At 72.7% G+C, this 10,105-nt stretch carries 10 protein-coding genes; 1 reads left to right on the forward strand and 9 read right to left on the reverse strand.

Annotated elements, in window-relative coordinates:
• Window positions 1-59 precede the first annotated feature (59 nt).
• From ACI784_RS24910 to ACI784_RS24950, 9 genes are all read right to left on the reverse strand, one after another.
• Window positions 60-992: an SDR family NAD(P)-dependent oxidoreductase gene (locus ACI784_RS24910; protein ID WP_457015303.1), complete on the reverse strand. Its 933-nt coding sequence runs from the start codon at window positions 990-992 to the stop codon at window positions 60-62.
• A gap of 179 nt (window positions 993-1,171) precedes the next feature.
• Window positions 1,172-1,402, reverse strand: coding sequence for a hypothetical protein (locus ACI784_RS24915; protein WP_456925602.1), 231 nt, complete (start codon window positions 1,400-1,402; stop codon window positions 1,172-1,174).
• Window positions 1,399-2,469 carry a hypothetical protein gene (locus ACI784_RS24920; protein ID WP_457015304.1) on the reverse strand — a complete coding sequence of 357 codons (1,071 nt, stop codon included), beginning with the start codon at window positions 2,467-2,469 and terminating at the stop codon, window positions 1,399-1,401. Before ACI784_RS24920 ends, ACI784_RS24915 begins: the two co-directional genes overlap by 4 nt.
• Window positions 2,466-3,020, reverse strand: coding sequence for a UGSC family (seleno)protein (locus ACI784_RS24925; protein ID WP_456925604.1), 555 nt, complete (start codon window positions 3,018-3,020; stop codon window positions 2,466-2,468). The genes ACI784_RS24920 and ACI784_RS24925 overlap by 4 nt, the downstream gene beginning before the upstream one ends.
• A 17-nt stretch (window positions 3,021-3,037) precedes the next feature.
• Window positions 3,038-4,165 (reverse strand): ABC transporter ATP-binding protein, encoded by a 1,128-nt coding sequence (locus ACI784_RS24930; RefSeq protein WP_457015305.1) that lies wholly within the window; start codon window positions 4,163-4,165, stop codon window positions 3,038-3,040.
• Window positions 4,162-5,274, reverse strand: coding sequence for an ABC transporter ATP-binding protein (locus ACI784_RS24935; RefSeq protein WP_456925606.1), 1,113 nt, complete (start codon window positions 5,272-5,274; stop codon window positions 4,162-4,164). Before ACI784_RS24935 ends, ACI784_RS24930 begins: the two co-directional genes overlap by 4 nt.
• Window positions 5,271-6,164, reverse strand: coding sequence for an ABC transporter permease (locus ACI784_RS24940; RefSeq protein WP_456925607.1), 894 nt, complete (start codon window positions 6,162-6,164; stop codon window positions 5,271-5,273). Before ACI784_RS24940 ends, ACI784_RS24935 begins: the two co-directional genes overlap by 4 nt.
• Window positions 6,151-7,191 carry an ABC transporter permease gene (locus ACI784_RS24945; RefSeq protein ID WP_456925608.1) on the reverse strand — a complete coding sequence of 347 codons (1,041 nt, stop codon included), beginning with the start codon at window positions 7,189-7,191 and terminating at the stop codon, window positions 6,151-6,153. The genes ACI784_RS24940 and ACI784_RS24945 overlap by 14 nt, the downstream gene beginning before the upstream one ends.
• Window positions 7,188-8,801, reverse strand: coding sequence for an ABC transporter substrate-binding protein (locus tag ACI784_RS24950; RefSeq protein WP_456925609.1), 1,614 nt, complete (start codon window positions 8,799-8,801; stop codon window positions 7,188-7,190). The genes ACI784_RS24945 and ACI784_RS24950 overlap by 4 nt, the downstream gene beginning before the upstream one ends.
• A gap of 355 nt (window positions 8,802-9,156) precedes the next feature.
• Here ACI784_RS24950 and ACI784_RS24955 point away from each other — a divergent pair, with 355 nt between their 5' ends.
• On the forward strand, window positions 9,157-10,002 hold the full coding sequence (locus tag ACI784_RS24955) for an IclR family transcriptional regulator (RefSeq protein ID WP_457015306.1): 846 nt from the start codon (window positions 9,157-9,159) through the stop codon (window positions 10,000-10,002).
• Window positions 10,003-10,105 lie beyond the last annotated feature (103 nt).

A 10,105-nucleotide genomic window follows, 5' to 3' on the forward strand; every position in this document is an offset into this window, starting at 1 on the left:
CCCCCCCCCCCCCCCCCCCCCCCCCCCCCCCCCCCCCCCCCCCCCCCCCCCCGTCCGGATCAGGGGGCGGGGGTCTCGTCCAGGGGGATCAGCGGGACCGGCCCGGCGAGGTCCTCGGGGTCGGCCGGGAAGTAGGCGAAGTTCTTGGCCCGGGCGCCGCCGTCGACGACGAGGTCGGTGCCGGTGATCAGCCGCGCGTAGTCCGAGCACAGCCACGCGACCGCGTGGCCGATGTCGGTCGGCGTCCCGGTGCTGCCCATGGGGACCAGCGGCGGGCGCTCCCCGCTCCAGCGGGCGGGACGGCGCCACGGCTCGTCCCCGGTGTTGCCGCCGAGGCCGCCGCCCTTGCGGCCGGCGTTGAGCATGTCCGCCGGGCGGCCCTGGGCCGCCAGCTCGGCGAGCAGCTCGGGGTTGTCGATGGTGGGGGCGGTGGGCGTGTAGCTGTTGACCCGGATGCCGTAGGGCGCGAGGTCCATGGCGGCGGCGCGGACGAAGTTGTTCACCCCGCCCTTGTTGAACGCGTAGGCGATGACGCCCGCCGACCCGTTCCAGCCGTTGGACGACGAGATGCACACGATCGAGCCGCGGATGCCCCGCTCGGCCATGGCCCGGCCGACGATCTTGGTGTTGAGGAAGTAGCCGAGGCCGGAGACCTTGATCGACCGCTCGAAGGTGCCCGCGTCCTCGTCGAGCACGCCCTTGCCGCCGAGCATGGCGGCGTTGTTCACGAGGATGTCGATGCGCCCCCACCGCTCGAGGACGGCGTCGACGTAGCCCTGCACCGCGCTCTCGTCGGTGACGTCGCCCGGCGCGGCCATCGCCTCGCCGCCGTTGCGCTCGATCCGCGCGATCGCGGTCTTGATGACGTCGTCGTCGACGTCGTTGCAGGCGACCTTGGCGCCGTACCGGGACAGCGCCAGGGCGATGCCGCTGCCGATGTTGGGGCCGACGCCGGTGACCAGCGCGACCTTCCCCTCCAGGGAGATCTCCACGTCCGTGCTCCGTTTCCGTCGTGCCGGGCTGCGGCCGGGGCCGCAGCGGTTCTGGGGAGCCCGCTCGTCTCGCGGGCACGCCACGGACCCGTGGGCGGACTGCGCCGCGCCCACGGGTCCGTGGGGTGGGTGTCCCGGCGGGGGTGGACCCGCCGGTGTCACCGGGTGGAGCCGGTCGCTCAGCCCTTGTCGGCCGGGTAGGTCAGCCGGATGCTCTCCGGCTGCACCCCGAGCACCGGGGCGAGCATCGACTGCATGAGCGGCTTGGGCACGAGGCACTCCTCGCACGCGTCGGGCCCGGCGACGATGGCGACGTTCGCCGAGTCGCCCTGCACGTCGACGTCGAGCCGGTAGTCGTCGGCCTGCAGGGTCTGCTTCAGCTGGTCCAGCTGCGCCTGGTCGATGGTCACGGGGACACCTCCTGGAGGGTGGTCGGCCGGGACTGGGCCGACCAGCGGACGGGCACCGAGCGACCGGACCACGTGGCCCAGCCGAACGGACGGAAGACCATGGAGATCGCGGCGTTGGCCGCCCCGGCGACGATGACGGGGATCTCCGCGGGTGAGGGCATCATCGGGAACGCCTCGTCGGTCTCGGCGGGACCGCCGGGGCCGCCGGCCTTGCCGGCCGCGACGAGCTCGCGGTGGCTGCGGGTGGCGTGCTCGAAGAGCCACTGCTGGACGTCGGCCCGGCTGTACCCGGCATCGGCCAGCACGTTGGCGTGCTCGGGCCCGAGCACCAGACCACCGGTGGAGTGCCGGAGGCCCAGGTAGGCGCCCATGCGGGCCAGCGAGTCGGCGAAGTCCCGCAGGACCGCCTCGGCGCTCTCGGTGTGCCGGTTGTCGACGTACTCGCAGCACCGGATGAGCATCGCCGACACCGCGTCGACGCCGGGCTCGAGTCCGCCGACGGCGCTGAACGGTTCCCACGGCGAGAGCTCCTCGTTCTCGCCGATGAGCAGCTGCCACCGGCCGGGCACGCCCTGGGTGGCCTGCTCCAGCTCCTGCGGCTTGATGCCGTAGCCGTTGCGCACGATCAGCCCGATGGCCCGCGCGATGGTGGCGTTGGCCCGGAAGCCCGGCCCGAACACGCCGCCGGCGCAGTTGATGCCCAGCCGCTGGCGCACCGGGCCGTTCACCACGAGCAGCGGCGCGGGACCACTGGTGGACTGCCAGGCGCCGCCGTTGGTGGACGGCTCACCGTTGAGGGCGTCCCACGCGGCCAGCACCACCGGGAAGTACTCCGGCTCGCACCCGGCCATGATCGCGTTCACCGCGGCCTGCCGGAGGGTCACCCGGCGGCCCAGGTGCTCCTGGGCACCGATGATCTCGTCGGGGTCGCGGTCGGTGGTGGCGAGGAACTCCTCGACGTCCTCGGCCGTGGCGGGGACGACCGGCAGGCCGTCGGTCCAGCCCTGCTCGTAGCAGTACCGGATGGCCTCCTTCGCCGTCCGCACCGGGTCCTCGACCGTGGTCACGAGGCCACCGCCGCCGACGAGCGGGTCAGCATGCCGACGATCTCCGGCAGCGCCTGGACGGCGCGTTCGCGGACGCCCTCGCGGGACAGGCTCGCCACCGGGTGCGCGGTGGTGACGTACTCGTAGCCCGGCGTCCCCTGCAGGTTGGCCATCGCGTCGGCGCTGACGCGGAAGGCGTCGCTGCAGATGACGGCGGCGGGGATGCCGGCCGCCTCCAGCTGCAGCCCGTCGGCCACGGCGGAGGCACTGCAGGACCCGCAGTCCCCGACGCCCACGACCACGACGTCGGTCTCGCCGCGGAACTCCTCGAGCATCTCGGCCGGGGCCGGGTGCACGATGCTCGGCTTGGTCCGGGTGAGCACGGTCCGCACGCCGTGCTCGGACTCCAGCAACGCCGACAGCTCCTCGAGGAAGTCGGCGGCGTTGCGCTTGGTGTTCACCAGCAGCCCGAGCCGGAGGCCGGACAGCTGGGCCGGCCGCGTGGCCAGCGCCGTGCGGCCGCGGTCGTCGCCGGGCGCCCCCACGGTCGGGTCCACGATGCTGTCGAACACGTACCCCTCCTCCTGGGTCACAGGGCCTGCTGCGGAGCGGGCCGGGTCGGCGCGGCGGGCTGGGCCGGCACCGGCGGCGGGGCGAGCGTGGCACCGGCCGGCTTCGGCGGCAGGTCGGCGTCGACGACGTCCAGCGGGAAGTGGCAGGCCACCTGGTGGCCGGGCAGCCGCTCGAGCAGCTGCGGCGCCTCCTCGGCGCACTTGAGCTGCGCCCGCGGGCAGCGGGTGCGGAACCGGCAGCCGCTGGGCGGGTCGATCGGCGACGGCGGCTCGCCCGGCAGCGCGACGGGCCGGTGCGTGGCGCCGGTGACCGGGTCCACGCGCGGGATGGAGTCGAGCAGGGCCGACGTGTAGGGGTGCAGCGGCTGGCGGTACATGCCCTCGGCCGGGCCGATCTCGGCCAGCTGCCCGAGGTACATGACCGCCACCCGGTCGCTGACCTGCTTGACCATCGCCAGGTCGTGGGCGATGAACAGGTAGGAGAGGTTCAGCTCGCGGCGCAGCTTCTCGAAGAGGTTGAGCACCTGCGCCTGGATCAGCACGTCCAGCGAGGAGACCGCCTCGTCGGCCACGATGAGCGCGGGCTCCAGGGCGACGGCGCGGGCGATGGCCACGCGCTGGCACTGGCCGCCGGAGAGCTCGAACGGGCGCCGCTTGGCGTACTGGGAGGGGTCCAGCCCGACGAGGTCGAGCAGCTCCTCGACCCGCCGCTTGCGGGTGGAGGCGTTGCCCTGGCCGTGCCCGACCAGCGGCTCCTCGACCAGCTCGCTCACCCGCCAGCGCGGGTTCAGCGAGCCGAACGGGTCCTGGTAGACCATCTGCATCTGCCGGCGGGACTCCTTGAGTTCCTTGCGGCCGGCCTTCATCAGGTCCGTGCCCTGGAACTCCACGACGCCGGACCTGGGGCGGGGCAGCTGGATCACCGAGCGGGCCAGGGTGGACTTGCCGGAGCCGGTCTCCCCCACCACGCCGAGGGTCTCGCCGCGGTAGATGTCGAACGACACGTCCGACACCGCGTGCACCACGCCCCCCTTGACGCCCCCCGCGGCCTGCACGGGGAACTCCTGCACCAGGTTGCGGGCCCGCAGCAGCGGGGTGCGGGCACCCGACCGGTCCCCCGCCGTGCGCTCCTCGACCGCGGTCATCGCTGTTCTCCGTTCGCGGTGTGCTTGCCGGTGCCCGAACCGACCGGGTGCCAGCAGGCGAACCAGTGGTCGGGGTCGTGCTCGGTGAAGGGCGGCATCTCCAGGCACTTGTCGGTGGCGTTGGAGCACCGCGGCCGGAAGGGGCAGCCCTTGGGCAGCGCCGAGAGGTCCGGCGGCTGGCCGGGGGTGACCTCGAACAGCGAGTGCGGCTCGCGGTCCAGCGCCGGGATGGCCCCCAGCAGCGCGTGGGTGTACGGCATCCGGACGTTGGCGAACAGCACGTTCGTCGGGGCGTACTCCACGGCCCGCCCGGCGTACATGACGACGACGTCCTGGGCGTAGCTGGCCGCCAGCCCGAGGTCGTGGCTGATCATGATCACCGCCATGCCGAGCCGCTGCTGCAGCTCGACGAGGAGCTCCATGATCTGGGCCTGCGTCGTGACGTCGAGGGCGGTGGTGGCCTCGTCGGCGATGAGCAGCCGCGGCTCGCCGGCCAGCGCGATCGCGATCATGACGCGCTGGCGCATGCCGCCGGAGAGCTGGTGCGGGTACTCGTGGAAGCGCCGCTCGGCCGCGGGCAGCCGCACCAGCTTGAGCAGCTCGACCGCGCGGGCGTGGGCGCCCTTCTTGTCGAGGTCGCTGTGCAGCCGGACCGCCTCGGTGATCTGTGCACCGATCTTCATCGTCGGGTTCAGCGAGCGGGCCGGGTCCTGGAAGACCATCGCGATGTCGCCACCGCGCAGCGCCTGCATCTCCCGCTCGTCGAGGCCGAGCAGGTCGCGGCCGTCGAACCGCACCGAGCCGGAGATCCTGGCCGTCGGCGGCAGCAGCCCCATCAGGGCCCGGGAGCTGACGCTCTTGCCCGACCCGGACTCACCGATGATGGCCAGCATCGAGCCGGGGGCCAGCTCGTAGGACAGCCCGTTGACGGCGTTGATCTTCCGCCCGCCGCGGGTGAACTGGACCCGGAGGTCCTCGACCACCAGCAGCGGCTCGCCCGGGGTGGCCGCCGCGGCAGGGCGGTGCCGGCCGGCGGTGTCGGGGGCGATGACGCCCTCGGACACGATGGTGTCCTCCGTGGGGAAGGCCGCCGTGCGCTTGCTGCTCATCGACCACTCCAACGTGCACGCAGGTTCTCGCCGAGCAGGTTGAAGGCGAGGACGGTGACCAGCAGGGCCACGCTGGGCCAGACGACCAGCATCGGCGTCGCCGACAGGCTCAGCTGGCCCGTGGAAACCATGTTGCCCCAGCTCGGGGCCGGGTCCGGGATGCCGAGACCGAGGAAGCTCAGCGCGCCCTCGATGATGATCACGATGCCCATGCCCAGCATCCCGAAGGTGATCAGCTGCGGGGCGATGTTGGGCGCCAGGTGCTTGAACAGCATCCGCCACGGCGACGTCCCGGCCAGCTGGGCGGCCGCCATGAACGGCATCTCCCGCAGGCGCAGCACCGCCGAGCGGGCGAGCCGGGCGAACGCCGGGACGCTGAAGAACGCCAGGGCGAAGATGGTGTTCGTCATGCTGGGGCCGAGCGCCTGCGCCACCGCCAGGGTGAGCACCAGCGACGGGAACGCGATCAGCACGTCGAGGACGCGCATGATGATCGTGTCGACCCAGCCGCCGACGTAGCCCGACAGCGCGCCGAGCGTCCCGCCGACCACCAGGCCGAGCAGGTTCACCGCGACCGCGATCCACAGCGACGACTGACCGCCGTTGAGCAGCCGCGACAGGATGTCGTTGCCGTTGGGGTCGGTGCCCAGGATGTGCCCCGGCGAGAGCGCCGGCTGGTTGCTCTCCAGCACGTTCCCGCCGACCGGGCTCGGCAGCGACAGCAGGGTCGGGCCCAGGAAGCAGGCGATCAGCACGAACGCGATGAGGCCGGCCGGGATCCACGTGCCGAGCTGGCTGCGCCAGCGTCGGCTGCGGCCACCGGCCCGTGCCTCGGCCTCGTCGACCTCCGGGCTGAGGGAGAACGACGGGGCAGGCTCAACGACTGCCATAACGGATCCTCGGGTCCAGGACGGCGTAGAGCAGGTCCACGACGAGGTTGGCGACCACCGCGACCAGCGCGAAGATCACGACCGCGGCCTGCACGACGACGAAGTCACGGGTGTTGATGGCCTGCAGCAGCATCTGGCCGATGCCGGGCAGGGCGAAGATCTGCTCGATGATCACGGTGCCGCCGATGAGCGCGCCCAGGTTCAGGCCGACGATCGTGATCAGGCCGAAGGACGAGTTCCGGAACGCGTGCTTGATCAGCACCGCCCAGGAGCCGACGCCCTTGGCGCGGGCGGTGGTGACGTACTCCTCCTGCTGCATCTGGTCGACCAGGTCCCCACGGAGGAACCGGGTGTAGTAGCAGAACAGCGGGAAGCCGATCGCCGCCGACGGCAGGATCATCCCGCGCAGGTTGGCCCAGAGCCCGTCCTCCAGCGGGGTGTAGCCGATGGCCGGCAGCCAGCCGAGCGAGACGGCGAACACGAGCACCAGGAGCAGCGCCAGCACGTAGTTGGCGACCGACAGCCCGAGGGTGCTGATCATCATGCTGATGCGGTCCATGAGCCCGCCCGGCTTGTGGGCGGCGAGAAGGGCCACCGGCACGGCCAGCACGAGCGAGACGACGAAGGCCAGGAGCACGAGCTCGCCGGTGACCGGCAGGCGGTCGGCGAGGATGTCGCTGACCGGCTGGCGGCTGACCAGGGAGTTCCCCAGGTCACCGGTGACGGCGCCCTGCAGCCACTCGAGGTAGCGGACCACCCCGGGCTTGTCGAGGCCGAGCTGCTGCTCGAGCAGCGCGATGTCCTCGGGGGTGGCCTCCGGGCCCAGCAGCTGCTGGGCGGCGTTGCCGGGGATCAGGCTGAGCACCCAGAACGTCAGGACCGTGACGCCCAGCATGATCGGGATGGCCATCAGCAGGCGCTTGACGACCAGCCGGAGGACCGGCGACCCGGTGACCCGGGTGAGGCGGGAGGCCCGCGGGCCCCGGCTGTGCGCCGGGACCCGCGGGGTGGCTGCCGTGGCGGTCACTGCTCCCGCCAGACCTCGTCCCAGATCACGCCCGTGTTCACCAGCAGCGGCGGGATCTTGGTGGTCAGGCCCGGGCCGTGCACGCCGGCGGCGGCGAGGTTGGCCGGCGCGAAGGCCAGGCCGAACGGCGCGTAGTGGTTCTCCGCGATCAGCTCGGCGGCCTGCCGGTACAGGTCCTCACGCTGCGCCTCGTCGATGGTCGCGGACGCGTCGTTCAGCAGCTGGTCCAGCGCCGGGTCGTTGACCCCGCTGTAGGGGACGCCGGAATTGAACCGGAAGCCGACGCCGACACCGGCGGCCGGGTCCCAGGCACCCGCGGTCTGCAGCATCGCCTGCCACTGACCACCGGTGAACTTCTGGATCACGCCCGACAGCTGGGAGTCCTCGATCGTGACCTCGATGCCGGCCTCCTGCCACTGCGTCTGCAGGGCGGTGTTGATCTGCGTCGCGACGTAGTTGCTGATCGTCCCCAGGTTGACCGTCAGGCCACCCAGCTCCTGCACGAGCTCCTTGGCCCGGTCCACGTCGTACTCCGGGTAGCCCTCGGTCTCCGGCATGTAGAACTTGCCGCCCGGGGCGGTGAAGTTCTGGCTGACCTCGTAGTTGCCGCCGAAGATGCCCTCGTTGATGGCCTCGAAGTCGGTGGCCGCGTAGATCGCCTCACGAGCCCGCGGGTCGTTGAACGGCGCGATCTCGGTGTTCAGCTGGATGACGTAGGGCGAGGTGGCCGGCTGGATGGTCACCTGCAGCTGCCCGTTGGCCTGCGCCTGCTCGAGCAGCGGGGTGGTGTTGAGCCCCTCGTAGGCCTGCGCCTGCCCCGCCTGCAGGGCCTGGTAGGCGGGCTGGTCGCCGCCGATCGACTGGAAGGTGAGCTTGTCCAGGTAGGGCAGGCCCTCCTTGAAGTAGTTCGGGTTCTTCTCCAGCTCCAGGACCGAGCTCAGCTGGTTCTCGACCACGGTGAAGGGGCCGGCACCGACGGGCTTGATCTTGAAGGCGTCCTCGCCCATCTGCTCCAGGGCAGTCGGGGACGCGATCCAGTTGACGTTGCTGGTCGGGAAGGAGGCCAGGATCGCCGGGAACGGCCGGCTGAAGGTGAGGGAGACGGTGAGCGGGTCGACGACCTGGATGCCGCCCTCGGCCAGCGGCCAGTTCGGCTTGCAGGTGCACGCGTTCGCCAGCGCCCGCTCCCAGTTGAACTTGACCGCCTCGGCGTCCAGCGGCGTGCCGTCGCTGAACTGGATGCCGTCGCGGAGCTTGACGGTGAAGCTCGTCCCGTCCTCGGACAGCTCGTAGCTCTCGGCCTGGTGGCCCTCGACGCGGGCGTTGGAGCCGTCGTCGTCGGCGCGGAGCAGGAACAGGCCACCGAAGATGGCCTGCTGCATCGCGATGTTCGAGCCACCGGTGGTGTTCGTCGCGGGGTCGAGGCCGGCCGGCCAGCTGCCCGCGAACGCTGCGTCCTCCAGGACGGTCAGCTCGCCGCCCGACTGCGGCTCGCCCACCGGTCCCCCGGTGCTGCCGGAGGCGGACCCTCCACTGTCGCCGCCACCGCCACAGGCCGACAGCGCCAGCGCCGCGGCGGTGAGAAGGGACAGGATCGTCCGTTGCTTCATGTAGGTGCTCCCCTTGGGGCCTGGGTGGATCGGGCTGGACGGTGTGAGCAGTCCGGAGGGACTCGCTCGGGCCGTCAGGGACGTGGGCACCCGCAGTGATGGGGGTCACGCGAGGCCTGACCAGATTCCGCGAGCGACCTGCCCGGAGACCCCGCCGCTTTCGCCCCGCGGAAGACAACTTCGGGGCTGCGGAGCGGACTGCCCGGTCCGCTCCGGGGCTCGGGCACGCACGGGGCCGGTGTGGCTGCCGTGACCCGGGCAGCGCCCTCCTCGGTGCTCCGGCGTGGCGGTCGCCACACCGCGGACACGGGCCGGTCCGCTCGTCACGGACGCCGCCGGGAGCGAAGCTGGGGCCATGACCAGACAGCTCCGCCCGGCTGCGGGAAGCGACCGCTCGTCAGCGACCCGGCTGGCCGGGCACGCCGGCGGGTCGGCGACGGCCGCCGGCCGCGTGCTGGCGGTGCTGGACGCGTTCGGCCCGGCGCACGCCTCCCTCACGCTCAGCGAGATCAGCCGGCGGTCGGGGCTGTCGCTCACCACGACCCACCGCCTGGTCGGGGAGCTCAAGAACTGGGGCGCCCTCGAGCGGGGCGCCGACGGCCGCTACGGCATCGGGCTGCGGCTGCTGGAGCTGGGCGCGCTGGCGCCGCAGGGTCTCCAGCTGCGTGAGGTGGCCGTCCCCTACGTCGACGACCTCCACCAGGCCACGCGGGCCAACGTGGTGCTGGGCGTGCGGGACGGGACGGACGTCGTCTACGTGGAGGCGCTGCGGGCCCGGGGCGCGGTACGGCTGATGAGCCGGATCGGCGGTCGGTGGCCGCTGCACACGACGGGGACCGGGCAGGTGCTGCTCGCCTTCGCCGGCCCGGAGGTGCAGGAGGAGGTCCTGAGCGGCCCGCTGAAGGGGTACACGCCGCACACCATCACCGACCCGGCCGCGCTGCGCCGGACGCTGGCCGAGGTGCGGCGCACGGGCGTGGCGGTCGCCGAGAACCAGCTGACCGCGGAGGCGCCCGCGCTGGCCGTCGCCGTCCCCGTGCGGGGTGCCGGCGACGAGGTGGTCGCCGCCCTCGGGGTGACGGTGTCGGCCGGCACGACGCAGCCGCAGGCCCTCGTGCCGGTGCTCAACGCCACCGCGCGCGGGATCTCCCGCGCCCTGGGCGCGCCGTCGGCACAGCCGGCGGTCCGCCGCCGGCCGTGAGCGCGGGGGGGGCGGGGGGGGGGGGGGGGGCCCCCCCGGGGCCGCCGGGGGGGGGGCTGCCCCCCCCCCCCCCCCCGGTGTTTGATAGTATTTTATATAGGTC

The sequence above is a fragment of the Geodermatophilus sp. SYSU D01186 genome, from assembly GCF_054050215.1.